The following is a 24,445-nucleotide window of genomic DNA, read 5'->3' as shown; positions in this document are numbered from 1 at the left end:
GCCGCGCATGCGGCCAAGTGGGCAGTGGGTGCCAAGGCCCATCCCCATTCGGGGCAGCTGGGCCTTGGCGGTTATTGTCAGCTTGAGCTTATGCGCCCGGGTTGCAGGACCCCAGATCGCCACCGGCAAACATTGCGTGGTCAACCGCATATTCAACCTGTGCTCGTGGGGTGATTTCCACGATTTCCAGAAGGTCGAACTCGGACGTCGGGTTGTCTTTACCCTTCACGACCAGAACGTCTTTGAAGCACTGGTGGTCTTCGGCGCGATACTCTGTTTCGCCGTTGCCGAGGCCATCGAACTTGAAGCCTTCGAGGGCCTGCGCGATGCCACATGGGTTGAAGGTGCCAGCACGCTCTGCCGCATCTGCGTAAAGCATGGTCTGACAGTACACTGTGTGCGCCGCCTGGCTTGGCGGGAAGCCGTATTTCTCGCCGAAGGATTTGACGAATGCTTTGGAGCCTTCGTCAGTCAAGGACCAGTGCCAGTTTGTGGAACCGAAGATGCCCTTAACGTTTTCACCAGCACCCCGTGCCATCAGGCGCGAGTACAGTGGGACGACGATTTCAAAGTCTTTGCCGTTTACCTGCTTTTCACGCAGACCGAACTGAACCGCAGAGGTCAGCGAGTTCACCATGTTGCCGCCGTAGTGGTTCAGTACCAAAACATCAGCGCCAGAGTTCAAAACCGGAGCAACATAAGCCGAGAAATCGGTCGTCGCCAGCGGTGTCAGCACGTTGTTTGCAGTCTGCCAACCCATCGCTTCTGTCGCAGCTTGGATGGATTCTTGCTGTGTCCAACCCCAAGTATAGTCAGCGGTCAGGTGGTAGGCTGTACGGTCCGTGCCGTAGCGTGCCTCCAGCACAGGGGCCAAAGCCGCGGCTGACATGTAACCGTTGAAGAAGTGGCGGAAACCATTGGCTTTTTTGTCTTTGCCGGTGGTGTCATTGGAGTGGGTCAAGCCCGCCATGAAGATCACGCCAGCCTCTTGGCACAGACCTTGAACCGCGATCGCCACACCGGAGGAAGACCCGCCCGTGATCATAACTGCGCCGTCTTTTTCGATCATCGACTTCGCCGAAGCGCGCGCCGCGTCAGATTTAGTCTGCGTATCGCCAGTGACGAATTCGACTTTCTTGCCCAAGATACCGTTGCCCTTGAGGGCTTTGGACGAGAAGGTGTTCATCATGCCGCCGTCGCCGCCACCATTGAGGTGCTCAACGGCCAGCTCGTAGGCGCGCAGCTCGTCGGCGCCTTCATCCGCGTATGGGCCGGATTGCGGTACGTTGAAGCCAAGCGTCACAGTGGAACCGGTAGGCTCGTTCATATAGCCAGCACCCCAAGCGGCACCGCTGAAAATCGTTGGCATTGCCAATGCGCCGCCTGCCATTGCAGACGTCTTGAGCAAGCCACGACGTGTGAAGTTCGAATTGGACATTAATATCCTCCCTAAGTGATTGTGGCTTCCTCCTCCTCAGGAAAAGCCTGTGCCCGATAGTCTTCAGGCTGACCTTAGTATCAAGGAGGGGTAGTAAATCGCGCAACAAGCCATTGGGTTTGCTTTGAAAATTTGTAAACAAATGGACATTGCTGGCGCAGAAAGTGTAAACTAATTTTCAACGTGCTGCGGAATGTAGGGAAAATTCTATGATATTTCAGGGTCGTGCCTGTCTCAACGCAAAGGAATTAACGTGTCGAAATCTGCACTGACGGGCTCCAGAATTCGCGAACATCGACTGATGCGTGGCATGAAACAAGCGGATTTGGCGCGTGAAACGGGGATATCTGCGAGCTATCTGAACCTGATCGAACATAACCGCCGCAGAATCGGTGGGAAAACCCTGTTGGCCTTGTCTCAGGTGCTCGGCATTGATCCATCTACCTTAAGTCAGGGGGCGGAACGTGCGGTGGTGGCCGACTTGCAAGATGCAGCGACCACAGATTCTGCTGTGTCGGTGGAGTTGGACCAGATCGACGATCTTGTTGCGCGGTTTCCCGGTTGGGCGGCAAAGATCACCGCCCAGCATCACCGATTGCGCAGGTTGGAGCAGACCGTCGGCGGGTTGAATGACCGGCTGACCCATGACCCCGTGTTGTCAGAGAAAATGCACGAGGTTTTAACCACCGTGTCTGCCATTCGTTCAACCGCTTCGATCCTTGTGGGAACACCGGACCTAGGGGCAGAATGGCAAGCGAGGTTCTATTCCAACATCGACACGGAAAGTCGCCGTTTGGCCGACAGCTCTGCCTCCATGGCTGCACATCTGGATCGGTTGTCGCGCAAGGACACCAGCCATGCGACACCGCTGGAAGCCATGTTCGCAGCCTTGGACGCACGGGCGTATCACTTTGACGAAATGGAGCGCGGACAGAACGCAGACGACCTTGCAACGCGCCTTCCAGAGATCGACAGCAAACAGGCACATGAGCTGATGGTCGACTATCTCACAAGATATCAGCAAGACGCTCAAGCCATGCCGTTTGACGCCTTCAGCGCCGCGGCGCATGAGGCGAATTTTGATCCTTCGGCCTTGTCGGCGCAGTTTAATGCTCCGCTGGAGGCGGTGTTCAGACGCCTTGCCAGCCTGCCGCGAAGTGCCACGGTTCCGGATTTCGGATTGGTGATCTGTGATGCGGCGGGAGCGCTGTTGGCGCGCAAGTCTCCTTCAGGATTGGTGTTGCCGTGGTTTGGGGCAGGGTGCCCGCAGTGGCCACTTTACGCGGCGCTGCGCACTCCGGGGCAACCTCTGCGTCAGCTGATCGAAGGCGAAGATGGCACGCAATTTAGCGCGATGGCCCTGGCCTATACCAACGGCCCTTTGCGCTTTGATCGCCCAGCGAGCTATCACGCAACCATGCTGCTGGTGGCGGTAGACGGCGACGCGGGACAGCACGGCGTGCAGGTGGGGGCATCGTGCCGGATTTGCACCCGCAGCGACTGCGCAGACCGACGCGAACCGACGGTTTTATCTTCAAGTTGACGTAGCGGCGTTTTGACAACTGGAGAAATTCAGGCCTAATGGTCACATACGGCCAAACTTTGGGAGGAGTAAGGCGCATGTCTAAGTCGGTTTTGCTTGTGGAGGATGAGCCAAATATCATTGAGGCGATCAGCTTTTTGCTTGAGCGAGACGGCTGGACCGTGCGAATCCATGCGCAGGGCACAGAGGCCATTGAAGCGGTGGAGCGGGTGTCGCCGGATGTGGTCATCTTGGATGTCATGCTTCCCGGTCGCAGTGGCTTCGACATTTTGCGCGACTTGCGCAATGACGCGGTGACCCGAGATTTGCCTATTTTGATGCTCACCGCCCGTGGCCAAACCAAGGACCGTGAACTTGCCGAAAGCTACGGGGTCAGCCACTTTATGACCAAACCGTTTTCCAATGAGGAAATGCTGGGCAAGGTTCGCGAACTCTATGCGGCCTCGGTCGCAAAGGCTTGATGGCGCAGGTGCCCGAAGACGGCCATACGCCAGATGAGAAGGACCAGCCCAAGGGGCAGGGGCGTCGCCGCATCGGCTTGACCCACACCAACACCAGTTCGCGCTCGTTGTTTTTGGAGCGCCGCGTCTACCAGCACCGTCGCCTTGTAGATGCTGCCAAAATGCTGCCGATCTTGGGGTTGTTTTTGTTTGTCATTCCGGCCCTGCTGCTGGGAACCCCTTATGGGGACGGTACGTCAGGGACCACTTCGGTGCGGCTGGGGTATTTCTTCTTTGTTTGGCTGAGCCTCATTGCAACATGCGCGGTCATCGCGCGCGGGCTCACGGGGGCAGATACCCCCCGCGAGGACAAACCCAAATCCGGCGGGACGCGGTCGTAATGGTTAGCTTTAACGTCTTGGTCACGGTGGCGTTGCTATATACGATTGTGCTGTTCGCCGTGGCCTTTTACGCGGATCGGCGTGCCTTGTCGGGGCCTTCACGCTGGCTGCGTTCTCCGTGGACCTACACATTATCCTTAAGCGTTTACTGCACCGCATGGACCTTTTACGGCGCAGTGGGCAATGCAGCGCGCTCGGGGTTGGAGTATCTGACGATCTATCTTGGCCCTACTTTGGTGTTTCTCGCGTGGTGGTGGTTGTTGCGCAAATTGGTGCGTATCGGGAAGGCGGAGCGGATTACCTCGATCGCCGATATGATCTCCAGCCGCTACGGGAAGTCGCCGGCCATTGCGGTCATCGTCACCGTTTTGTCCATCGCGGGCACCACACCCTATATTGCGTTGCAGCTGCAATCGGTGACGCTATCGGTTGCCGTGTTCTCGGAGTTCCCCAGCGGCGCGAGCGGTGGCTCCGACCTGAACGCCACCGCCTTTTGGCTGTCTGTGGGCTTGGCACTGTTCACCATCTTCTTTGGCACCCGCAACCTAGACGCGAATGAGCGCCACCACGGTGTTGTCACGGCCATCGCCCTTGAGGCCATCGTGAAGCTGGTGGCCTTGCTAGCGGTCGGCCTGTTTGTGGTGTGGGGGGTGTCGGGCGGCGTTGCGGAGACGATGCGTGTGATCGAATCCAGTCCGGTGGCGCAATGGCAACCTAGCCCAAGCCGTTGGACCTCCATGATATTTCTGTCGGCCGCAGCGGTCATTTGCCTGCCGCGCATGTTTCAGGTTCTGGTGGTCGAAAACTCCGACGAGCGCCACCTGCGCACCGCCGCTTGGGCCTTTCCGGCCTATCTGATGGCGATGAGTTTGTTTGTCCTGCCCATTGCGGTGGTCGGATTGGCCGTCATGCCCGTTGGCGCCAACCCCGATTTGTTTGTGCTGACGTTGCCGTTGGAGTTGGGGCAGGAGGGGCTGGCACTTTTGGCGTTTCTGGGCGGGTTTTCATCCGCCACCTCGATGGTGATCGTCGCCTCAATTGCGCTGGCGACAATGGTGTCAAACCACATAGTCGTGCCGATCTGGCTAAGCACCCGCGCAGGCGGCGCGTCGATGTCGGGCGATATGCGTCAGGTGGTGCTTTTGTCTCGGCGGATCTCCATCGCCGCTGTGTTGGGGCTGGGCTACACCTATTACCGGACGACCGGCGGCACCACGGCGCTATCTGCCATCGGGTTGGTTAGCTTTGCGGGGGTGGCGCAGGTGATACCGGCGCTTTTGGGGGGATTGTTCTGGCGCGGGGCAACGCGGCGCGGCGCGATTGCCGGACTGTTGGTGGGCTTTGGGCTATGGATCTACACGCTGTTCATGCCTGCGATCGGTGGCTTTCCCGCCGCCATGTTGGAAGCCGGCCCCTTGGGCATCGGGGCTTTGCGCCCACAGGCGTTGATGGGGGTGCAAGATATGGACCCGTTGGTGCATTCAATGTTTTGGTCCATCTCTTTGAATATTATCGCCTTTGTTGTGGTGTCATTGGTGTCTTTCCCAACCCCGATGGAACGCTTGCAGGGGGCCAGCTTTGTCAATGTGTTTGAACGGGGCGAGGGGGCGGTGGCCTCTACCGGTGGGCAGGCAGAGGCCGAAGACCTGCTGGTTATGGCGCAACGGCTTTTGGGCGCACGCGAGGCTCAGACGTTGTTTCAACGCGAGGCCACACGGCAGGGAAAGATCGGGTATCTGCCTGACCCGACGTCGGATTTCATAACATTGTTGGAACGTGAGTTGGCGGGCTCTGTTGGGGCGGCCACGGCGCATGCGATGATCGGGCAAATCAATGGTCAGGCCTCCATCACCGTGCGCGATTTGCTGGCGGTGGCGGACGAATCTGCGCAGATGCTGGAATATTCCAGCAAGTTGGAAACTCAATCGCGGGAGTTGGAGAAGACGGCCGGTAAGCTACGGGAAGCAAACGCAAAATTGACGGCTCTTTCGGTTCAAAAAGACGCCTTCCTCAGTCAAGTCAGCCATGAGTTGCGGACCCCTATGACGTCTATCCGGTCCTTTTCCGAATTCCTGATGGAAGGCGGGATCGATAAGGCGCTTCGAACGCGGTATTCAGGAATTATTCACGAAGAAAGCATTCGCCTGACCCGACTGTTGGACGATCTTCTTGACCTCAGCGTCTTGGAAAACGGGCAGGTTGTGTTGAACATTCAACGGGCCAGTCTGCATGATCTGCTGGACCGTGCTGTCGTTTCTGCGGGGTTGAATGCGCGCGAAACGGCGGGGCTGAAGGTCACGCGCCAAGGCGGCAGGGATGTGCAACTCAGAACCGACACAGACCGGTTAAGTCAGGTGTTTATCAACCTCATTTCCAATGCACAAAAATACTGTGTGTCTGATCAGCCAAAGCTGGCGATTTCTGTGTCGCACTCTCAGGGGGGGGTGGATATTGATTTTGTCGACAACGGGACGGGTATATCTGCGAAAGAAAGTTCGGTCATCTTCGAGAAGTTTTCGCGTTTGAGCGACCAATCTGCCGCAGGAAGTGCAGGGCTAGGCTTGGCGATCAGTCGCGAAATTATGCACCGTTTAGGAGGGACGTTGGAGTATGTGCCCGGGCAGGGAGGCGCTGCCTTTCGTGTGCATCTGCCGATTGAGGCAAACTAATTTCGTTAGAAGTTTAGTTGTTAAAGATTTCGCAGGAAGTAGCGGTCCATTCTAGCCAAGAACATGACGCGAACATATAGGCGAATTCTTTGACCGGATCCAACACCGCATTGGCGCAAATGGTGCGCCCCAGCAAGCCCAAGCGTGGTGCCAGCCACATCATGTTGGAAGACATCGCCGACAGTTTGTTCCGCGGCCCTGCGAAAATCGGTCACAGCATTGACCTGTTGATCCGCGATGCGCAAGCACAGCGAATGGTTCAAGCGAAGGCTATTGATTGCATTGATGAAATTGCGGTTCCCCATGTGCTGGAAGGGCCCGACGGTGTCAGCGGGTTGATCGTATTTGACGGGGTGTTGGTCGATGCATTGATCGAGCAACAAACTTTAGGGCGCATCTCTGCAGCCCCGAGAGTAGAGCGACCGGTGACCGAAATTGACGCGGCACTTTGCACAGGTTTCGCGGCTTCTGTGGTCGCCAAACTGGCGGAGTTAAGCGTCGATCGCCGCGATGCTAGTGCTTTGGCCGGATTTTCCTATGTGGCCCCGCAAATTGACCGCGCATCCTTGAGTTTGACGATGTCGGAAAAGGCCTATGATGTGTTGCGCTTGTCGTTGGATCTCGGGCCGGGGTTGAAGGTCGGGCAGGCAATTTTGATGTTCCCCGCAGCAGTCGAGCAGGTGAAGGCCGCGCCCAAGAAAATCAACCCCGATATGGTAGAGGCAATTCAGGATTGCGAGTTGGGGCTGCTTGCCTATTTGCCGTCAGTTCGCCTGCCGGTCCAAACTTTGCTGAGCATGGAGCCGGATATGCTGATTGCATTGCCGGAAGGGATTTTGGAGGGGGCGCAACTGCGTGACGGTCGGAATTCGATGCTTGCCAAGGGGCGTATTGGCCAGATCGGAGGATGTCGCGCGCTTCGTTTGGAGGGGCAAGCAGTATCGCCAAGCGATGGCCCCGCGCCAATTCCGCAGATGCCCGCTGAAAACAGCATGAACTTGGACGCGACAATCGCAGGGACCGCGATGGAGCCCCTTGGTGATCTCCAGCCGGTCGAGGCGGGGACACATGGCTTGCAAGAGTCGCAAATCTTGTCGGTCTAAGGGGCAAAGAAAAAGGCACCCTTCATAAGAAGGATGCCTTTTAAATTCTTTATCTCAAGGGATTAGCAGCTGTAGTACAGCTTGTATTCCATTGGGTGTGGTGTGTGCTCATAGGCGTAAACCTCTTCCCACTTCAGCTCTGCATAGCCTTCGATCTGTGATTTGGTGAACACGTCACCTGCCAGCAGATACTCGTGATCTTCTTCCAAAGCTTCCAGAGCTTCACGAAGCGACCCACAAACCGTTGGGATGTTTGCCAATTCTTCTGGTGGCAGATCGTAGAGATCTTTGTCGGAAGATGGGCCTGGATCGATTTTGTTTTTGATGCCGTCAAGGCCAGCCATCAGAAGGGCTGCGAAGCACAGGTATGGGTTCGCTGCTGGATCTGGGAAGCGGGCTTCCACGCGCTTGGCTTTTGGATTTTCAGCCCATGGAATACGTACACAACCCGAACGGTTACGTGCGGAATATGCGCGCAGAACCGGTGCTTCAAAGCCTGGGATCAGGCGTTTGTAGGAGTTGGTCGACGGGTTGGTGATCGCGTTCAGCGATTTGGCGTGCTTCAGGATGCCGCCGATGAAGTACAAGGCTTCTTGGGACAGGTCAGCATATTTATCGCCAGAGAACAAAGGCTTGCCGTCTTTGAAGATCGACATGTTGACGTGCATACCAGTGCCGTTGTCACCAGCAATCGGCTTCGGCATGAAGGTCGCTGATTTGCCATAGGCGTGGGCCACGTTGTGGATCACATACTTGTACTTTTGCAGCTCGTCGGCTTGATGCGTCAAAGAACCAAAGATCAGGCCCAATTCATGCTGGCAAGACGCCACTTCGTGGTGGTGCTTGTCAACTTTCATGCCCATGCGCTTCATGGTGGACAGCATTTCGCCACGCAGGTCATGCGCTGCGTCCGTTGGGTTCACAGGGAAGTAACCGCCTTTGATGCCAGGACGGTGGCCCATGTTGCCCATCTCGTATTCGGTGTCGGAGTTCCAAGAGGCGTCTTGGGCGTCGACTTCGAAGGACACTTTGTTCATCTCAACCGAGAAGCGAACGTCGTCGAACAAGAAGAATTCAGCTTCTGGACCGAAGTAGGATACGTCACCGATGCCGGAGGTCTTCAGATAGGCTTCGGCCTTTTCTGCTGTGCCACGTGGGTCGCGGTCGTAAGGCTCCATGGTGTCCGGCTCTACAACGGAGCAGTGCACGCACAAAGTTTTTTCTGCGTAGAAGGGGTCCATGTAAGCGGAGGATGCGTCTGGCATCAGCTTCATGTCGGATTCGTCGATGGATTTCCAACCTGCGATGGACGAGCCGTCAAACATGAAGCCTTCCTCAAGGAAGTCTTCGTCGACAAGGTCGGCTACGATGGTGACGTGCTGCAGCTTGCCGCGTGGGTCGGTGAAACGGATGTCGACGTATTCAACACCCTCGTCTTTGATGGTCTTCAACATATCTTTGTTGCTCATCTGACGGTTCCTCTTCTGTCAGTTAAGATTGATTTACAGCGCGTCGTCGCCGGCTTCACCGGTGCGAATGCGAATAGCTTGTTCTACGGTTGTCACGAAGATCTTGCCGTCCCCGATTTTGTCGGTTTTTGCAGCTTCGATGATCGCCTCGATGGCGCCATCAAGCTGGTCATCGGCAAGAACAACCTCGATTTTAACTTTTGGCAGGAAGTCCACGACATATTCAGCGCCGCGATAAAGCTCGGTATGACCCTTTTGGCGACCGAAGCCTTTGACCTCTGTGACGGAGAGGCCTTGAATGCCCAGCTCCTGCAGTGCTTCTTTCACTTCGTCCAATTTGAACGGCTTGATAATAGCTTCAATCTTTTTCATCGCAGATCGACTCCCTTTGCGCGTCTTGGTTGTGTCAGACCACTTTCAATTGGGAGGTACAATTGGCGCGCGGGAGATGGAGCCATGATCCGGCTTGTGGAGGTGGGGCGTGGCTGATTTTTGTGCGGTATGATTAAAAAATGTGCGAAATGTAAACTTCGTCTTGTTGGGCAATCTCTATGGCGCGGTATAGAAGCGGGCAGCTGCAACCGTGACCAAGGACGCAAAATATGACTTTGCCCACCATGACGCCAGACCAAATCAAGGTTCTTCGGAAATGCGCAGAGCAGCATAAATTCGATCATGGCTCTGCCCTTATCCTATCCGGCCCTGCCTACAGGACCGGTGCCGCGCGATTGGCGGCGATGGCGGCGTTGCGTGTGGGAGCAGGGGTTGTGACCCTTGGGGCGCCGCAGGAGGCTTTGCCCGAATGCGCGGCCCAGCTGACGGGAATCATGCTGCGCGAGGTGTCGGAGGCGTTGGATTTGTCGCTGATCTTGGCTGAAGACGCACGGATCAACGCGCTTTGCCTCGGGCCGGGGTTTGGGGTGGAACCTGCGCAATCCGCCATCCTTCGGGCGGTGCTGGCGGCCAAACGGGCAACGGTTTTGGATGCCGATGCTTTGACGCTGATGGCGCAAGACCGTGACCTGTTCCCGCAATTGCATGAAACCTGCGTGCTGACCCCGCATGCGGGCGAGTTTAAGCGCTTGTTTCCGGGGTTGGGTGAAGATGGCACGCCGTTCACCTTGGAGGAAAAGAAAGACGCCACTCAGCGGGCGGCGGATTTGTCAGGGGCCGTGGTCCTGTACAAGGGCATGCAAACCACAATCGCAACCCCCGGCTGTCCTGATGTAGCGGTCATGGACAGCCGGTCCGTGCCGGCGGCAGCGTATTTGGCCACGGCGGGTGCGGGCGATGTGCTATCAGGCTTGATCACTGGGGTGCTGGCCAGGGGGGGGACACCGGCGCAATCCGCTGAGATCGGGGCACTGTTACATGTTATGGCCGCTCGTAATATTGGGCCAGGGCTCATCGCCGAGGATCTGCCGCAGCAAATCCCAAATATCTATCGAGAATTAGGTGTATAAATAAGTTTGGCGGGTTGGGGCCACGTGCTTACGGGCCCCGTCTGCCAGTCGGTTGAAGTGTCGCGGTTTAGGCGACGGCGTAGAGTGTGTCTTGCGGGTCCATGACGGCCTGCGCGGTGAAGCCGGAAACGATCTCGACACCATCTGCGTAGAAGACCTCTTCATCCTCAAAGCGCAGCTGATAGACGTCATGCAGGGCCAGCTCGGGCTCTTCAGAGATGTATTTCCCATCAACCATCGTGTCGATGTTGACGATAACCATGTCACGGCCAAACAGCATCTCAGCGCGCCAGTCGCGAACCATAACTTCTTGGCCAGGGGCCATCATCATATCTGTATTCGGGCGAGAGAACCCCAATGTACCCTGACCCACGCGGATCGGGCGCATCATGTGGCGCTCTACGTGCAATTCTTGAAGTTTGCGTGTTCCGTTGCGCGTTACGATGCGGTCACCTGCTTCAAGGCTGGAAATTGGCATATAGCCGCGCAGTGTCAGAACTTGCGAGCCGCCCAAAAGGCCGCTCAGCTTGGTTGTTGTATCCCCGTGGAAAGTCTTGTGCATGTTGGCAGACATGTGATCATCCCGTTTTTAGTTTTGCGTTTCGATAACTAACTTGTGATGACCAAATGGGGCAAAATCTGGACACGCAGCTGACATGTTCGCGGCCTTATCGGGATAAATTGGTGTCGAATGGGGCAGAAGGTAGGGGTTCTCTTACCTTTAGATCGAGAATTGGGTGATTTTCGTCTCGCATCCTGTGGCGGGCTTTGCTACATGGGCGCGAAGCAGGCTTTTAGAGGCGACTCTTTTGCCAGCAACGAAATGCGGGTGTGGCGGAATTGGTAGACGCACCAGATTTAGGTTCTGGCGCCGCAAGGCGTGGGGGTTCGAGTCCCTTCACCCGCACCATTATATATAAGGACGACTAATATGCAGGTCACCGAGACCCTGAACGAAGGCCTGAAGCGCGGCTACAACATCGTAGTCACCGCGGCTGAGATGGAAGAGAAAGTGAACGAAAAGCTTCTCGAAGCGCAGCCCGAAGTCGAAATGAAGGGGTTTCGCAAAGGCAAAGTGCCGATGGCGCTGCTGAAAAAGCAGTTCGGTGACAAGGTTATGGGCGAAGCGATGCAAGAAAGCATCGACGGCGCGATGTCCAAGCACTTTGAAGAATCAGGCGATCGCCCTGCGATGCAGCCAGAAATCAAAATGACCAACGAAGACTGGAAGCCGGGCGACGATGTGGACGTCTCGGTAGCGTATGAAACTCTGCCAGAGATTCCTGATGTTGATCTGAAGAAGATCAAGTTGGAGAAGCTGGTCGTTAAAGCTGAAGACAAAGACATCGACGAAGCTTTGGCGAACTTGGCCGAGAACGCCCAGAACTTTGACGACCGCAAGAAGGGCTCCAAGTCCAAAGACGGCGACCAAGTTACCATCGACTTCCTTGGTAAAGTAGACGGCGAAGCCTTTGAGGGCGGTGCTGCAGAAGATTACCCGCTGGTTTTGGGCTCCAACTCCTTCATCCCTGGTTTCGAAGGGCAACTGGTAGGCGCGAAAGTTGGGGATGACGTCGAAGTTAAAGTCGACTTCCCTGCAGAGTATCAAGCCGAGCACCTGGCTGGCAAAGCGGCCGTGTTTGAGTGCAAAATCAAAGCGGTCAAAGAGCCAAAAGCGGCTGAGATCAACGATGAACTGGCAAAACAGTTTGGCGCAGATGATCTTGCTGCCCTGAAAACTCAGGTTGCCGAGCGTCTTGAAGCTGAATTCGGTGGCGCATCGCGCGCCGTTCAAAAGCGCAAGCTGCTGGACGAATTGGACGGTTTGGTCAGCTTTGAGCTGCCGCCATCTTTGCTGGATGCAGAGGCCGGTCAGATCGCCCACCAGTTGTGGCACGAAGAAAACCCTGACGTAGAAGGCCACGATCACCCCGAGATCGAAACCACCGACGAGCACAAAGAACTGGCCGCGCGCCGCGTTCGCCTTGGCTTGTTGTTGGCCGAAATGGGCCGCAAGAACGAGATCGAAGTCTCTGACGCGGAAATGACCCAAGCGATCATGAACCAAGCCCGTCAATACCCAGGGCAGGAACGCCAGTTCTTCGAGTTCGTTCAGCAAAACCAACAGATGCAGCAGCAGATGCGCGCGCCGATCTTTGAAGACAAGGTTGTCGACTATATCTTCGAGCTGGCCACGATCACCGAAAAGACCGTTAAGAAAGCGGATCTTGAGAAGGCTGTGGAAGCATTGGAAGATGACGCGTCTTAAGCGTTTGATCTAGATTGATTTTTTAGGGTCGCCCTTCGGGGCGGCCCTTTTTGTTGCCTTCAAAGGGTACGGGGAAGGCCGCAAGTTCTGCCTAAGTAAGATTAATTTTCGACACAATTGCTCGCCACAGTCGACCTCAGGGAAAACATTTGAGGAACGACCAATGACATTGATGGATTACACATTTGATACGCCGGAAGAAGATCCATCGGTGGAGGTTAAGCGCAGTTCAAACGGGTACCGTTTGCGCGAAACCGAGTTGAACGGATGGATGGTTCAGGCAACCCGCGTTTTCATGGCAGCCCTTTGTTTTGGCTTGATGGCCACGGGCGGAATGATCTGGTCCCTGAATGATACAAGCTTTCCGGGCGATCCCGCGATCTCTAAGGCGGTTTTATCCACTGCGATCTATATTGTTGCAGCGGCCTTTGTTGCCAGTGGTGCATTTCGCCGCAAAGATGAGGTGATCGTCGATCTGAAGGGCCGTGTGGTTCACGTCGTTAGCCGCGCGCCTTTGTCGATCATGAAGTCCCGTAAAACGTTCCGCTTTGAAGAAATCACCCGCATCGATCTGGACGAGACAAACTTCATGACCGAGCTTCGCAGCGCTTTGTCACGCTGGGACTATGGCCGCATCACCATGAGTGCACATGGAAATGATCGGGTAAACCTATGTGGCGGGGACATGCTGGACCTTGAACCATTGCTGCGCCGCTTGCGTGCAGACACGGGCGTCGCTTAACTTTAGCCACCCCGACAACGACAATTTAGCGACTAACGGCCTCTCAATTTTCGGGAGGCCGTTTTCATTTGTGCAGCTTGCAACAGAAAAAGGCCGCCCCAGATAGGGACGGCCTTTATCTTGTGCGGAGTGTGAAGGCGGGGGCTTAAGCCTCGTCTTCAGCTTCCTCAGCGGCTGGGGCTGCAGGAGCCTCGGCCAATTCATCGTCTTCAGCTGCTGCGGCGCCCATGTCGTCGAAGAGTTCGGAGATTTCGAACTCAGCTTCGGCTTCGGCTTCGGCGGCCAGCTCTTGGATGGACTTGCCGGAGGCCTGCAGTTCAGCTTCTTCAGTTGAGCGCGCCACGTTCAAAGCGAATGTGGTTTCAACTTCAGGGTGCAGGCGTACAGTCACGTCGTGAACACCGAGGTATTTGATCGGGCGTTCCAGCACGACTTGACCGCGGTCTACTGTGAAGCCTTCCGCTGTTGCGCTTTCTGCTGCGTCACGCGTTGTAACAGAGCCGTAGAGCGCGCCAGCGTCGGATGCCTGACGAATCACGATGAACTGTTGGCCACCAAGTTTTTCAGCCATTGCTTCGGCTTCTTTCTTGGTTTCCAGGTTGTTGGCTTCGAGTTGCGCTTTTTGCGCCTCAAAGACAGCCATGTTGGCTTTGGTCGAGTTCATCGCCTTGCCTTGTGGCAAGAGATAGTTGCGGGCGAAGCCCGGCTTTACGTCCACGATCTCGCCCATTTGGCCGAGTTTAGCGACGCGTTCCAGAAGGATAACTTGCATGTGCTTTGCTCCTTACTTCACTGCGTAGGGCAGCAGGGCCAAGAAACGTGCGCGTTTGATGGCACGGGCCAGCGCACGCTGGTTCTTGGCGCCAACAGCGGTGATACGCGATGGTACGATTTTGCCGCGCTCGGATACGTAGCGCTGCAGGGTGCGAGTGTCTTTATAGTCGATCTTCGGGGCGTTATCGCCCTCAAAAGGATCGGACTTGCGACGGCGGAAAAATGGTTTAGCAGCCATGGTTTAGCTCCTTATGTTCAAGTCAACAAAATTAGTTGCGAGGGCGGCGTTCACGCTCGTCGCGCTTCTGCATCTGGACGGATGGACCTTCTTGGTGCTCGTCGACCTTGATGGTCAAAACACGCATGACGTCGTCATGCAGGCGCATCAGGCGTTCCATCTCCTGAACAGCTGCGGCTGGGGCATCTGAACGGACGAAGGCGTAGTGGCCCTTGCGGTTTTTGTTGATCTTGTAGGCCATAGTCTTCAGGCCCCAGTACTCGTGCTCGACAACTTTGCCGCCATTGTCCGACAGGACTGCGGAGAAGTGCTCGATAAGACCTTCAGCTTGTGTGTTGCTCAGGTCTTGGCGCGAGATAAACACGTGCTCATACATTGGCATGTGTAATTCCTCTATATTTAGGCGTGCTTCATAGGACGGGCATCTTAGGCCTTCGCACCCATCCACGAGTGGCATCGCGGTTCAAATAGTTTCACGAAGGTTCGCGCGGTATAGCAGGGATCGGGCAGGGCGCAAGGGTTTTACCCCTTATTTTCAAGATAATTCATGGCCTGAGGGGGCTGCGCGGTTGCGCACACATTCTGTTGAAGATCGCTGAATTGCCTTTTCGTGCGGCGCGATCAACTTATCATCACAGCTACATCACTTCCAACAAGGATCATTCATCATGAAAATTCTAGCTTTGGCCGCTGCATTTGCAATGGCAACCTCCGCCAGCTTCGCAGCTGATAAATACACATTGGACGCAAGTCACAGCCAAATCGTGTTCAGCTATCAACACCTCGGTTTCTCTACGACCTATGGCATGTTCTCCGGCTTTGAGGGCGATATTTCCTATGACGCGGAACACCCCGAGAAATCTTCGGTCACTGTCTCGATGCCTGTCACCAGCATTTTTACCGGTTGGGAAAAGCGTGATGGCCACTTCTTGTCGCCAGACCTGATGAATGGTGCAGCAGGGGGCGCGATTACCTTCACGTCGACAGGGATTGAAGTAACCGGAGACACCACAGCCAAGATCACCGGCGATCTGGCCGTGAATGACATCAGCAAACCCGTTGTCTTGGATGCGGTTTTGAACAAATCCGACAAGCACCCGCAAAGCGGCAAAGACTGGGTGGGCTTCAGCGCCACCGCATCCTTGCTGCGGTCCGACTACGGTCTTGGTCTTGCGGCGCCCTATGTCAGCGACGAAGTCCAAGTTATGATCTCTATCGAGGCTGAAAAAGTCGAGTAGGTCGCCTTTTTGAGGCTACCAACCCCGTCGGTACTTTGTGCTGGCGGGGTTTTTTTGACTTTGGGCTCTTCTTCTGTCGTTCCGAGATTGACACGCCTGCTTGAAGCGGGCACAAATTTCGAAATTATGCGTAATATTGAAATTTACGCACTTGGGAGGACCTCATGTCAAAACAACTTACCGCAGCCGTAATTGGGCTGGGTTCTATGGGCTGGGGCGCTGCTGTGTCTTTGGTGCGCGCAGGAATCACCACGCATGGCGTCGACATTCGCGAGGATGTGCTGACGCAGTTTTCCTCCGAAGGCGGGGTGAGCTTTACCTCCGTCGCAGAGGCTTGCGAAACCGCAGATGTCGTCTTCATCTTTGTCGTCAACGGACCGCAGACCGAGGATGTGATGTTCGGTGCGGGCAATGCCGTGGCCTCCGCCAAGCCCGGAACCGTGTTTATCAGTTGCGTAACGATGGAGCCATCGCGTGCCACAGATTTGGCGGCGCGCGCCGAAGCGGCAGGAATGCTGGCGATTGATGGCCCAGTGTCGGGTGGCTCGGCCAAAGCACAAAGCGGAGAGCTGACGATCATGGCGGCGGGGCGCGCAGAAGCATTTGACGCAGCCCAACCCTATTTGGATGCCGTGGCGGCCAAAGTGTACCGTTTGGGCGATGTCGCGGGCAAAGGCTCACAGATGAAAATGATCAATCAGCTGTTGGCAGGTGTGCATATCGCCGCCGCAGCCGAGGCAATGACACTGAGCGCCAAAATCGGATTGGACCTTGGGGTTGTGCATGAGGTTATTCAAGAATGCGCCGGCAATTCATGGATGTTTGGCAACCGTGGGCAGCATATGGTCGATGGCGACTACACGCCGCATTCGGCCGTCGATATTTTTGTCAAAGACCTAGGGATCGTCGCTGATGAAGCCGAGGACCACCCTGTGCCGTTGTCGCATACCGCGTTGAATTTGTTTAAGGAAACTTCAGATGCTGGGATGGGGCGCGAGGATGACGCGGCAGTGGCGAAGCTGCTGGCCTCCAAGAGCGGCATCAAGCTTCCGGGCATGGTATGACGGTACTGGGCTGCATCGCTGACGATTTCACTGGGGCTACAGATTTGGCGGGGTTGCTTGCGCGCTCGGGGGTGAAAGTGAATTTGCACATGGGCGTGCCGGACACGCCTCCTGCAAAGACGGCGGCCTTTGAGGTGATTGCCCTGAAGTGCCGAACAGAGCCAGTCGGCACCGCAGTGTCGGACGCCTTGGCAGCGTTGGAATGGTTGCAAGCTGCAGGCGCGGCCCGCATCTTTTGGAAGTATTGCTCGACCTTTGACAGCACCAAAGACGGCAACATTGGCCCCGTGGCAGAGGCTGTGATGGCGAAGCTGGGTGCCGAGCAGACGATCTATTGCCCCGCGTTCCCAGAAAATGGCCGCGCCGTCTTCATGGGCAATTTATTTGTCGGGGATCAGCCGTTGCACGAAAGCCCGATGCGCGACCACCCGTTGACCCCAATGCGCGACAGCAATTTGATGCGCTTGCTGGCGCCACAGGTCACGCGCCCCGTCGGGTTGGCGAACCGGTTGGTGGTCGAGAAGGGGGCGGAGGCGCTGCGCAACCGTATCGCGGCTTTGAAAGCCGAGGGCGTGGCGCATGTGGTTGTGGATGCCGTGTCGAATGATGATCTTTACGCGATCTCCGAGGCTTGCCGCGATATGCCGTTTCTAACCGGAGGCAGCGCCGTCGCGATGGCCCTGCCGGATCTGTATTTGAAGGATGGCACATTGTCCGCCGACGCGCCCAAAATGCAGGCGCCGGACTTGGGCGCGGGGGCTATTGTGCTGTCGGGGAGCTGCTCGGCCATGACCCGCGCGCAGGTTTCGACCTATCTGAATCACGCGCAGGGATACCGCCTAGATCCGCTGGAGTTGGCACAAGACGGCGTTGCGGCGGCTTTAGCATGGCTTGAGAAACAGCCCGTTGACAGCGCCAAGATCATCTATGCCACCGCGGAGCCTGCTTCCGTCAAGGCGGCACAAGGCATACTGGGGACATCAAAAGCGGGGGCCGTTGTCGAAGACGCCTTGGCGGCCTTGGCGGTGAAGGCGCGTGATCTCGGCACACGGCGCTTTGTCGTGGCTGGGGGGGAAACCTCTGGGGCGGTCACCAAAGCCTTGGGTGTGACCGAGCTTGCAATCGGTGCAGAGATCGCCCCTGGGGTGCCATGGTGTTTCGCCAAAAGCGCAGGTCAGGACATCGCCCTGACCTTAAAGTCCGGCAACTTCGGGGCCGAAACCTTCTTTGGCGATGCGCTTGCCAAGCTTTAGTTGCGCGTCGCCGTCAGGTTTACCTCGACCGCCACATCAAAGCTGACAGTGCTTTCATCCGCATGGCTTTCACCAATGTTAAAGCTGGTGCGGTTGAGCCGTGTCTGGCCCTGCATGACCGCTGTATCTCCTTCAATTTGCAAGGAGAATGGCAACGACACAGGTGTTTCCACCCCCTTCAGGGTGAGCGTCCCATCAGCTTTGTAATTGCCCGCATCTGCCAAAATCTCGGCCCTGAACACCGCGGTGGAATGCCCTTTGGCATCCAGAAAATCTGCGCCCAAAGCCTGACCGGTCACGGATCCCAAGGTCAGCGAGTCTATGGCGATCTGCACCTCTACATCACCGTGGCGACCGTTTGCGTCGGCTTCTTCGGAGAAATTGATCGCCGCGGTCCATTGCGCAAACTGGCCTGTCACATCGCTGCCCAATTGGCGCACGGTGATCGCCAGCGAGCCGTCCTGCACGGCCCAGCCGCTTTCGACGACCTCTAGGGTGGTGTCGTGGTCATGATCATGGTGACCATCCGCATGGTCATGGGCTGGCGCAGAAAACATCCCCAGTCCGGCCCCAACGACCAGCGCGAAACCGTAGGCGGCAATGGCACCAAAGATTGGCAGGTTGGAGTGCTTTTGCGCGGGAAGGTGGTCTGGCTCTGTCGTACCGGGGAGCATACGTTTGAGCGTGACGTCCTTGTCGATAATATGGTGCTTCACCGCTCCTGCAACATGAAGCAGGATGGACGCGGCCAAAACCCGTTCGAATATAATGTGCAACGCGGCAAAATTATGCGCGAGGCCATCATCTTTGGGCACGAAGGGCAAACCTTGCCCGAAGGGCCACCAAATTGGGGCAAACCCTGTGGTGGCGGCGTGGTGCACCCATCCCGTCAGGGGGACAAGAACCAAAGAACCATAAAGCGTCCAATGCACCAGCTCCGCAAGGGTGGCCTCTAGCCAGTTGTCCGCATTGAGCAACCCCGGTTTGGGCTGGGAAACAGCCCATAAGATACGGGCCAATGCGACAAAGAAAATGAAGACTCCCAAGGTTTTATGCAGCGAAAACATCTGCGCCTTATGCGCAAGTTCCGGCCCTGAGTCGAAGGGGAGCCCATTGGCGTAGATGCCAAGTGGAATCATGGAGATCACCAGCAAAGCGGTTAGCCAGTGAAAGCTCTTTGTCACTGATCCGTAGGTCGTTTTACTGTTGCTGCGCATGGGGAAGCTCCTGATGTAAACGGTCTGTTTGTAAGACCCTATATTGAGGCCACACAAAACATCAAATCGCGCACATGATTTGTGCATCATCGCTTTGGGGTGCTTGTGAGGGGGCTAAGGGTCGGATAGACCGTTAAAAAACACTTGATACTCTAGGGGAGCAGCCAATGCGTGCATTTGTATTTCCGGGCCAAGGAGCCCAGACCATCGGGATGGGACGCGACTTGGCGGAGGCCTACCCAGCCGCCAAAGCCGTGTTCGACGAAGTGGATGACGCCTTGGGCGAAAAGCTGTCGGACCTGATCTGGAACGGCGAGCAAGACACATTGACCCTGACACAAAATGCGCAGCCCGCATTGATGGCGACTTCTTTGGCCGTGATGGCCGCGCTGAAGTCGGAAGGCGTTGGCATCGAGGCCGCGTCATATGTGGCTGGGCATTCTTTGGGTGAATATTCCGCGCTGGCGGCGGCTGGTGCGATTTCCGTCGCCGACACCGCGCGGCTGCTGCGCGCGCGTGGCTTGGCCATGCAAGACGCCGTGCCTGTGGGTGTGGGCGCAATGGCGGCTTTGCTGGGATTGGATTTCGAAGCGGTTCAAGCCGTCGCAGCGGAGGCTGCGGGCGACGAGGTTTGCCAAGCTGCGAACGACAATGACCCCGCCCAAGTTGTGGTGTCCGGTCACAAAGGCGCGGTGGAGCGTGCGGTCGATCTGGCCAAAGAGCGCGGCGCCAAGCGTGCGGTGCTTTTGCCGGTCAGCGCCCCATTCCACTGCTCCTTGATGGAGCCCGCGGCAGAGGCCATGGCCGTGGCCTTGGGCGGCGTTGATATCGAGCGTCCGGCAGTGCCATTGGTGGCGAATGTTCTGGCGGCCTCCATTAGTGATCCGGCAACCATTCGCAACCTGCTGGTTGAGCAAATCACCGGCTCCGTGCGGTGGCGTGAAAGCGTCAGCTACATTGGCGAGCAAGGGGTCACCGAGATTTGGGAAGTCGGCGCGGGCAAGGCCTTGTCTGGCATGATCCGCCGGATCAATCGTGACATTGGCACCCGCGCAATCGGGACCGCCGCAGACGTGAAAGCGGCCGTGGACGCTTTGAACACATAAATCTGGCGTGGCGACACGTTGATGAGAATTAAGAAGAGGCATTAAGATGTTCAACTTAGAAGGAAAATCCGCTCTGGTAACCGGTGCATCCGGTGGTATCGGCGGCGAAATCGCCAAAGCTTTGCACGCACAGGGCGCGACAGTCGGCCTGTCCGGCACGCGGGTCGAGCCGCTTGAGGCCTTGGCCGCCGAGTTGGGGGAGCGCGCGCATGTGTTGCCGTGCAATCTAAGCGACTTTGACGCCGTGGACGCCTTGCCCAAACAGGCCGTTGAGGCCATGGGAGCCGTGGACATTCTGGTCAACAACGCCGGCATCACCCGTGACAACCTGTTCATGCGCATGTCAGACGACGAATGGCAGTCGGTGATCGATGTGAACCTGACCTCGACCTTCAAGCTATGCAAAGGCGTGTTGCGCGGCATGATGAAGGCGCGTTGGGGCCGGATTATTAACGTATCCTCGGTTGTCGGGGCCACGGGCAACCCCGGGCAGGGGAACTACGCGGCCTCCAAGGCGGGCATGGTTGGCATGTCCAAGTCACTGGCTTACGAAGTCGCGTCGCGTGGCATCACCGTGAACTGCATCGCCCCGGGCTTCATCACCACGCCGATGACTGAAAAGCTGACGGACGACCAAAAGGCCGGCATCTTGGGGCAAATTCCCGCCGGTCGCATGGGCGACGCGGCCGAGATTGCAGCGGCGGCATTATATCTCTCCAGCGCGCAAGCAGGCTACACCACAGGCACCACGTTGCATGTGAATGGCGGAATGGCGATGATCTAAACCACGGTATGCAGTCCCATACCTTGGCCCTCCAACAGGTTGCATAAGCGTTTGCGTTCCCTATTTGGTGTGCTATAGGCGGCGCATATATTGTTGGGGTTCATCCTCCGGCAGCCGCCTATGCGGCGAGATAACAGGCCAAATGGTCAATACCAACTGGGTGGGGCAACTTACCCGCCACCAATCGGGCAACTCCCGAGCAAATACGAGGAATACAACATGAGCGATATCGCAGACCGCGTTAAAAAGATCGTTGTCGAACACCTTGGTGTAGAAGAAGACAAAGTTGTTGAAAACGCATCGTTCATCGACGATCTGGGCGCAGACAGCCTCGACACCGTTGAGCTGGTTATGGCGTTCGAAGAAGAGTTTGGCATCGAGATCCCAGACGACGCTGCAGAAACCATCCAGACTTTCGGCGACGCGACGAAATTCATCACCGAAGCTTCCTAAGCTTTCGCTTACAGCTTTGACGAGACCTAGAATGGCGTCCCTTTTGGGGCGCCATTTTTCGTGGCGGGAAAGGGCCCCGTGACGTGTCTGCAACGCTATAGGCAGACGCTTGACGGGCGACGTGCTGATTATGACAAAAGACGCGGAACTACAGGTCGACTTCGTTGGCGGGGCAGTTGGGCACCGGCTGCGCTTTGGCGGAGGGCGCGGGCAGGATCTGGCGAAAGCTATGGGACTGCGAAAGGGCAAGACGCCGGTGATTGTCGATGCGACCGCCGGATTGGGGCGCGATTCATTCTTGCTGGCCTCCTTGGGGGCACAGGTCACGATGATCGAGCGGTCGGACAAAATGCATGCCTTGCTTCGCGACGGCATGGAGGCCGCGGCCCGCGAAGGGGGCGTGATCGGCGAGATTATCGAGCGCATGACGCTGCTGCATGGCGACGCCAAGGATTTGCTGCCCAAACTGGCGGGAGAGGCGGTGTTGATCGACCCGATGCATCCGCCACGCAAAAACTCCGCCTTGGTCAAACGCGAATTGCGCCAAGTGCGCGAGATCGTGGGCACGGATGAGGATGCGGCAGATTTGCTGCGCGTGGCGCTGGAGCATGCGCGCAATCGCGTGGTGCTGAAATGGCCCGCGAAGGCTGATCCGATGGAGGGTGTGCGTGCCTGTTCACATCAGATATTGGGCAAATCTACACGCTACGACGTGTTTATGCTGGGGTAGCCTACGCGGAGGCCTACGACTTGCTTTGCATCCACTCCGTCATGTGTGGGCGGTAGAACGCCAGTTCCGCCGCGACTTGGGGCAGGGCCTGCATCTGCGTGCGGTAACTGCGAAGGGTGTTGGACCAAGGCAGGGGCGGCAGGACGGCGTGGGTTTCCATGATGTCGAGCCATTCCAGCGTCACGATCACCCCGCAGTCACTCAGCCACAGGCGGTCCCGCGGAAGAGGGCTTTGCTCTAGCAGCGTGCTCAGCGCGGCGAGGCGTTTGCAGATCTCGGCGTGGGCGGCGTCAATTTCGGCGGCCACACGGGTTTCAGGGGCGACATTGGAGAACAGCCTGCGCAGGGCGGGTTCCAGCCGTGTATCATGAAACCGCGACAACTCGCGGCATTTCGCACGTGGGATCAGCTTTGCAGGGAGCATCGCGGGGGTGGGGTGCTTTTCCTCAAGATATTCCGCGATGGCCTCGCTATCGGTCAGCGTGAGGCCGCCGTCCACCAGCGCAGGAAGATTGCCCGTAGGGACCAGCGCCAGATAGTCGGCGGGCGGGGCGCGCTCGTGCCATTCTAGGCCCTTCGTGCGCAGGGCGAGGCGCAGTTTTGCGCAATAAAGCGAATGGCCGACAGAATAGATTTTGTACATTTGCGCATTGTAGCGCAGGGGGTTGAAGGCCGGAAGCCGTCCCCCCATCTGAAACGCTAATGTGAATTCCTGCGCAGATGCCTTGCCCCTAGGGGTCGTGGGCGTGTATGACGCGAGGGATAAACCTTGTGCTACAAAATAAAGGGGTGGGGTATGCGTCGAGTTGTAATTACGGGTCTTGGAATGGTGACGCCTTTGGGCGACGGCGTGGAGACCACATGGAAGAATGCGCTGGCGGGCAAATCCGGCGCGCGCACCATTGAGAAATTTGACGCCTCCCACTTGGGAACCGGCTATGCCTGCGAAGTCCCGCGCGGCGAGGGCGAAGGCGAATTCAATGCCGCCGCCTACATGCACCCCAAAGAGCAACGCAAGGTCGATGACTTCATCCTTTACGGCATGGCGGCCGCACAGCAAGCGGTGGAAGACGCGGGCTGGACGCCTGAGGACAAGACCGAGCTGGAGCGTACCGGCGTTATGATTGGCTCTGGCATCGGCGGCCTGTCGTCGATCGCTGACACTGCGGTGTTGATCAAGGAACGTGGCCCGCGCCGCGTCTCCCCGTTCTTTATTCCCGGTGCCTTGGTGAACTTGGTGTCTGGGCAAGTGTCCATCCGCTACGGCTTCAAAGGCCCGAACCACGCCGTTGTGACTGCCTGTTCTACGGGTGCGCATGCCATTGGCGACGCCGCGCGATTGATCGCGCTGGACGACGCGGATGTGATGATTGCCGGCGGGGCCGAAAGCCCGATTTGCGAAATTGGCATTGCTGGGTTCAACGCATGCAAAGCACTGTCGACCACTGGCGCGGACGACCCGACCAAAGCCTCGCGGCCATGGGACGCGGACCGCGACGGCTTCGTCATGGGCGAAGGAGCGGGCGTTGTGGTGCTGGAAGAATATGAGCACGCCAAAGCACGCGGTGCGAAGATCTACGGCGAAGTTTTGGGGTATGGGCTGTCTGGTGACGCGCATCACATCACTGCGCCACCGCCCGACCACGAAGGCGCCGAACGCGCGATGCGCGCTGCGGTGAAACGGGCTGGAATTGAGCCTTCGCAGATTGACTACATCAACGCACATGGCACATCGACCATGGCCGACACCATTGAGCTGGGCGCGGTAGAGCGGCTGCTGGGGGATGCGTGCAAGACGGCGACGATGTCCTCGACCAAATCCATGACTGGGCACCTGCTGGGGGCCGCTGGCGCGATTGAGGCGATCTTCTGCATTCTTGCGATGCGCGACAACGTCTGCCCGCCAACGATCAATCTTGATACGCCCGCAGTCGATACGGATATCGACCTGTGTGCAAACAAGGCGGTGGAGCGCGAAGTTAATGTGGTTCTGTCCAACAGCTTCGGCTTTGGCGGCACCAATGCCTGTCTCATAATGGGGAAAGTGTAAT

Annotated in this window: 25 protein-coding genes and 1 tRNA gene; 17 read left to right on the top strand and 9 right to left on the bottom strand. The window is 57.1% G+C overall.

Features of this window, described 5'->3' with window-relative positions; translation table 11 throughout:
• Positions 1-88: 88 nt before the first annotated feature.
• Positions 89-1,438: a substrate-binding protein gene (locus Q0746_RS02130; RefSeq protein ID WP_298256730.1), complete on the bottom strand. Its 1,350-nt coding sequence runs from the start codon at positions 1,436-1,438 to the stop codon at positions 89-91.
• Between the two features lie 253 nt (positions 1,439-1,691).
• Between Q0746_RS02130 and Q0746_RS02125 the strand changes: the two genes are divergently transcribed.
• The 5 genes from Q0746_RS02125 to Q0746_RS02105 all read left to right on the top strand — a co-directional run bounded on the left by Q0746_RS02125 (position 1,692) and on the right by Q0746_RS02105 (position 7,594).
• On the top strand, positions 1,692-2,981 hold the full coding sequence (locus tag Q0746_RS02125) for a helix-turn-helix transcriptional regulator (protein WP_298256728.1): 1,290 nt from the start codon (positions 1,692-1,694) through the stop codon (positions 2,979-2,981).
• Positions 2,982-3,058: 77 nt separating this feature from the next.
• Entirely contained in the window at positions 3,059-3,442 is a 384-nt protein-coding gene (locus Q0746_RS02120) for a response regulator (RefSeq protein WP_298256726.1), read from the top strand.
• Positions 3,442-3,822 carry a hypothetical protein gene (locus tag Q0746_RS02115; protein ID WP_298256723.1) on the top strand — a complete coding sequence of 127 codons (381 nt, stop codon included), beginning with the start codon at positions 3,442-3,444 and terminating at the stop codon, positions 3,820-3,822. Before Q0746_RS02120 ends, Q0746_RS02115 begins: the two co-directional genes overlap by 1 nt.
• Entirely contained in the window at positions 3,822-6,491 is a 2,670-nt protein-coding gene (locus Q0746_RS02110; RefSeq protein WP_298256721.1) for an ATP-binding protein, read from the top strand. The genes Q0746_RS02115 and Q0746_RS02110 overlap by 1 nt, the downstream gene beginning before the upstream one ends.
• Before the next feature lie 89 nt (positions 6,492-6,580).
• Complete coding sequence (locus tag Q0746_RS02105) at positions 6,581-7,594, top strand: FliM/FliN family flagellar motor switch protein (RefSeq protein ID WP_298256719.1); 1,014 nt, start codon at positions 6,581-6,583, stop codon at positions 7,592-7,594.
• Positions 7,595-7,656: 62 nt separating this feature from the next.
• On the opposite strand, the gene glnA is transcribed toward Q0746_RS02105, so the two are convergent.
• Together glnA and Q0746_RS02095 are read right to left on the bottom strand one after the other, a co-directional pair.
• The gene (gene glnA, locus Q0746_RS02100) at positions 7,657-9,063 is read right to left on the bottom strand and encodes a type I glutamate--ammonia ligase (protein ID WP_298256717.1); all 1,407 of its coding nucleotides are present in this window, start codon (positions 9,061-9,063) and stop codon (positions 7,657-7,659) included.
• Positions 9,064-9,096: 33 nt separating this feature from the next.
• On the bottom strand, positions 9,097-9,435 hold the full coding sequence (locus tag Q0746_RS02095; protein WP_298256715.1) for a P-II family nitrogen regulator: 339 nt from the start codon (positions 9,433-9,435) through the stop codon (positions 9,097-9,099).
• 230 nt (positions 9,436-9,665) lie between these two features.
• Here Q0746_RS02095 and Q0746_RS02090 point away from each other — a divergent pair, with 230 nt between their 5' ends.
• A complete protein-coding gene (locus tag Q0746_RS02090; protein WP_298256713.1) occupies positions 9,666-10,526 on the top strand; it encodes an NAD(P)H-hydrate dehydratase in 861 nt (286 codons plus the stop codon).
• 67 nt (positions 10,527-10,593) lie between these two features.
• On the opposite strand, the gene Q0746_RS02085 is transcribed toward Q0746_RS02090, so the two are convergent.
• Positions 10,594-11,100 carry a Hint domain-containing protein gene (locus Q0746_RS02085; RefSeq protein WP_298256711.1) on the bottom strand — a complete coding sequence of 169 codons (507 nt, stop codon included), beginning with the start codon at positions 11,098-11,100 and terminating at the stop codon, positions 10,594-10,596.
• Positions 11,101-11,351: 251 nt separating this feature from the next.
• Between Q0746_RS02085 and Q0746_RS02080 the strand changes: the two genes are divergently transcribed.
• From Q0746_RS02080 to Q0746_RS02070, 3 genes are all read left to right on the top strand, one after another.
• A tRNA-Leu gene (locus Q0746_RS02080) sits at positions 11,352-11,436 on the top strand.
• Positions 11,437-11,457: 21 nt separating this feature from the next.
• Positions 11,458-12,795: a trigger factor gene (gene tig / locus Q0746_RS02075; RefSeq protein ID WP_298256709.1), complete on the top strand. Its 1,338-nt coding sequence runs from the start codon at positions 11,458-11,460 to the stop codon at positions 12,793-12,795.
• A 163-nt stretch (positions 12,796-12,958) separates the two neighbouring features.
• On the top strand, positions 12,959-13,537 hold the full coding sequence (locus Q0746_RS02070) for a hypothetical protein (RefSeq protein ID WP_298256707.1): 579 nt from the start codon (positions 12,959-12,961) through the stop codon (positions 13,535-13,537).
• Positions 13,538-13,682: 145 nt separating this feature from the next.
• Here the strand turns inward: Q0746_RS02070 and rplI are convergent, their stop codons facing one another.
• Genes rplI through rpsF form a run of 3 tightly spaced genes read right to left on the bottom strand, consistent with a single transcriptional unit; the run spans position 13,683 to position 14,931 of the window.
• On the bottom strand, positions 13,683-14,309 hold the full coding sequence (rplI, locus tag Q0746_RS02065; RefSeq protein ID WP_298256705.1) for a 50S ribosomal protein L9: 627 nt from the start codon (positions 14,307-14,309) through the stop codon (positions 13,683-13,685).
• Between the two features lie 12 nt (positions 14,310-14,321).
• On the bottom strand, positions 14,322-14,549 hold the full coding sequence (gene rpsR / locus Q0746_RS02060; RefSeq protein WP_073139131.1) for a 30S ribosomal protein S18: 228 nt from the start codon (positions 14,547-14,549) through the stop codon (positions 14,322-14,324).
• Between the two features lie 31 nt (positions 14,550-14,580).
• A complete protein-coding gene (rpsF, locus tag Q0746_RS02055; protein WP_298256701.1) occupies positions 14,581-14,931 on the bottom strand; it encodes a 30S ribosomal protein S6 in 351 nt (116 codons plus the stop codon).
• A gap of 286 nt (positions 14,932-15,217) precedes the next feature.
• Here rpsF and Q0746_RS02050 point away from each other — a divergent pair, with 286 nt between their 5' ends.
• The 3 genes from Q0746_RS02050 (at position 15,218) to otnK (ending at position 18,104) form a co-directional block, all read left to right on the top strand.
• Positions 15,218-15,787, top strand: coding sequence for a YceI family protein (locus Q0746_RS02050; RefSeq protein ID WP_298256699.1), 570 nt, complete (start codon positions 15,218-15,220; stop codon positions 15,785-15,787).
• A gap of 164 nt (positions 15,788-15,951) precedes the next feature.
• Positions 15,952-16,851: an L-threonate dehydrogenase gene (ltnD, locus tag Q0746_RS02045; RefSeq protein ID WP_298256698.1), complete on the top strand. Its 900-nt coding sequence runs from the start codon at positions 15,952-15,954 to the stop codon at positions 16,849-16,851.
• A complete protein-coding gene (gene otnK, locus Q0746_RS02040; RefSeq protein ID WP_298256696.1) occupies positions 16,848-18,104 on the top strand; it encodes a 3-oxo-tetronate kinase in 1,257 nt (418 codons plus the stop codon). The genes ltnD and otnK overlap by 4 nt, the downstream gene beginning before the upstream one ends.
• On the opposite strand, the gene Q0746_RS02035 is transcribed toward otnK, so the two are convergent.
• Positions 18,101-19,321: a cytochrome b/b6 domain-containing protein gene (locus Q0746_RS02035; RefSeq protein WP_298256694.1), complete on the bottom strand. Its 1,221-nt coding sequence runs from the start codon at positions 19,319-19,321 to the stop codon at positions 18,101-18,103. The two genes, otnK and Q0746_RS02035, sit on opposite strands and share 4 nt — an antisense overlap.
• 167 nt (positions 19,322-19,488) lie before the next feature.
• Here Q0746_RS02035 and fabD point away from each other — a divergent pair, with 167 nt between their 5' ends.
• The 4 genes from fabD (at position 19,489) to Q0746_RS02015 (ending at position 22,394) form a co-directional block, all read left to right on the top strand.
• On the top strand, positions 19,489-20,427 hold the full coding sequence (fabD, locus tag Q0746_RS02030; protein ID WP_298256692.1) for an ACP S-malonyltransferase: 939 nt from the start codon (positions 19,489-19,491) through the stop codon (positions 20,425-20,427).
• 46 nt (positions 20,428-20,473) lie between these two features.
• Complete coding sequence (fabG, locus tag Q0746_RS02025) at positions 20,474-21,211, top strand: 3-oxoacyl-ACP reductase FabG (RefSeq protein WP_298256691.1); 738 nt, start codon at positions 20,474-20,476, stop codon at positions 21,209-21,211.
• A 219-nt stretch (positions 21,212-21,430) separates the two neighbouring features.
• Positions 21,431-21,664 carry an acyl carrier protein gene (locus Q0746_RS02020; RefSeq protein WP_090217826.1) on the top strand — a complete coding sequence of 78 codons (234 nt, stop codon included), beginning with the start codon at positions 21,431-21,433 and terminating at the stop codon, positions 21,662-21,664.
• A 130-nt stretch (positions 21,665-21,794) separates the two neighbouring features.
• The gene (locus Q0746_RS02015) at positions 21,795-22,394 is read left to right on the top strand and encodes a class I SAM-dependent methyltransferase (protein ID WP_298256686.1); all 600 of its coding nucleotides are present in this window, start codon (positions 21,795-21,797) and stop codon (positions 22,392-22,394) included.
• A 13-nt stretch (positions 22,395-22,407) separates the two neighbouring features.
• Here the strand turns inward: Q0746_RS02015 and Q0746_RS02010 are convergent, their stop codons facing one another.
• Complete coding sequence (locus Q0746_RS02010) at positions 22,408-23,085, bottom strand: glutathione S-transferase family protein (RefSeq protein ID WP_298256684.1); 678 nt, start codon at positions 23,083-23,085, stop codon at positions 22,408-22,410.
• A 105-nt stretch (positions 23,086-23,190) separates the two neighbouring features.
• Between Q0746_RS02010 and fabF the strand changes: the two genes are divergently transcribed.
• Entirely contained in the window at positions 23,191-24,444 is a 1,254-nt protein-coding gene (fabF, locus tag Q0746_RS02005) for a beta-ketoacyl-ACP synthase II (RefSeq protein ID WP_298256682.1), read from the top strand.
• Position 24,445: the final 1 nt, after the last annotated feature.

The sequence above is a fragment of the uncultured Litoreibacter sp. genome (assembly GCF_947487515.1).
Lineage (GTDB): Bacteria > Pseudomonadota > Alphaproteobacteria > Rhodobacterales > Rhodobacteraceae > Litoreibacter.
Note: the sequence above shows the minus strand (reverse complement) of the source record. Positions and strands in the feature narration are given on the sequence as shown.

Coding starts and splice junctions, on each gene's coding strand:
- Q0746_RS02110 (WP_298256721.1), top strand. CDS start 3,822: ATGGTTAGCTTTAACGTCTTGGTCACGGTGGCGTTGCTATATACGATT.
- otnK (WP_298256696.1), top strand. CDS start 16,848: ATGACGGTACTGGGCTGCATCGCTGACGATTTCACTGGGGCTACAGAT.
- Q0746_RS02095 (WP_298256715.1), bottom strand. CDS start 9,435: ATGAAAAAGATTGAAGCTATTATCAAGCCGTTCAAATTGGACGAAGTG.
- rpsF (WP_298256701.1), bottom strand. CDS start 14,931: ATGCCAATGTATGAGCACGTGTTTATCTCGCGCCAAGACCTGAGCAAC.
- Q0746_RS02050 (WP_298256699.1), top strand. CDS start 15,218: ATGAAAATTCTAGCTTTGGCCGCTGCATTTGCAATGGCAACCTCCGCC.
- glnA (WP_298256717.1), bottom strand. CDS start 9,063: ATGAGCAACAAAGATATGTTGAAGACCATCAAAGACGAGGGTGTTGAA.
- rplI (WP_298256705.1), bottom strand. CDS start 14,309: ATGCAAGTTATCCTTCTGGAACGCGTCGCTAAACTCGGCCAAATGGGC.
- Q0746_RS02020 (WP_090217826.1), top strand. CDS start 21,431: ATGAGCGATATCGCAGACCGCGTTAAAAAGATCGTTGTCGAACACCTT.
- fabD (WP_298256692.1), top strand. CDS start 19,489: ATGCGTGCATTTGTATTTCCGGGCCAAGGAGCCCAGACCATCGGGATG.
- fabG (WP_298256691.1), top strand. CDS start 20,474: ATGTTCAACTTAGAAGGAAAATCCGCTCTGGTAACCGGTGCATCCGGT.
- ltnD (WP_298256698.1), top strand. CDS start 15,952: ATGTCAAAACAACTTACCGCAGCCGTAATTGGGCTGGGTTCTATGGGC.
- Q0746_RS02010 (WP_298256684.1), bottom strand. CDS start 23,085: ATGGGGGGACGGCTTCCGGCCTTCAACCCCCTGCGCTACAATGCGCAA.
- Q0746_RS02070 (WP_298256707.1), top strand. CDS start 12,959: ATGACATTGATGGATTACACATTTGATACGCCGGAAGAAGATCCATCG.
- Q0746_RS02085 (WP_298256711.1), bottom strand. CDS start 11,100: ATGTCTGCCAACATGCACAAGACTTTCCACGGGGATACAACAACCAAG.
- Q0746_RS02120 (WP_298256726.1), top strand. CDS start 3,059: ATGTCTAAGTCGGTTTTGCTTGTGGAGGATGAGCCAAATATCATTGAG.
- fabF (WP_298256682.1), top strand. CDS start 23,191: ATGCGTCGAGTTGTAATTACGGGTCTTGGAATGGTGACGCCTTTGGGC.
- Q0746_RS02130 (WP_298256730.1), bottom strand. CDS start 1,438: ATGTCCAATTCGAACTTCACACGTCGTGGCTTGCTCAAGACGTCTGCA.
- rpsR (WP_073139131.1), bottom strand. CDS start 14,549: ATGGCTGCTAAACCATTTTTCCGCCGTCGCAAGTCCGATCCTTTTGAG.
- Q0746_RS02090 (WP_298256713.1), top strand. CDS start 9,666: ATGACTTTGCCCACCATGACGCCAGACCAAATCAAGGTTCTTCGGAAA.
- Q0746_RS02015 (WP_298256686.1), top strand. CDS start 21,795: ATGACAAAAGACGCGGAACTACAGGTCGACTTCGTTGGCGGGGCAGTT.
- Q0746_RS02035 (WP_298256694.1), bottom strand. CDS start 19,321: ATGCGCAGCAACAGTAAAACGACCTACGGATCAGTGACAAAGAGCTTT.
- tig (WP_298256709.1), top strand. CDS start 11,458: ATGCAGGTCACCGAGACCCTGAACGAAGGCCTGAAGCGCGGCTACAAC.
- Q0746_RS02115 (WP_298256723.1), top strand. CDS start 3,442: ATGGCGCAGGTGCCCGAAGACGGCCATACGCCAGATGAGAAGGACCAG.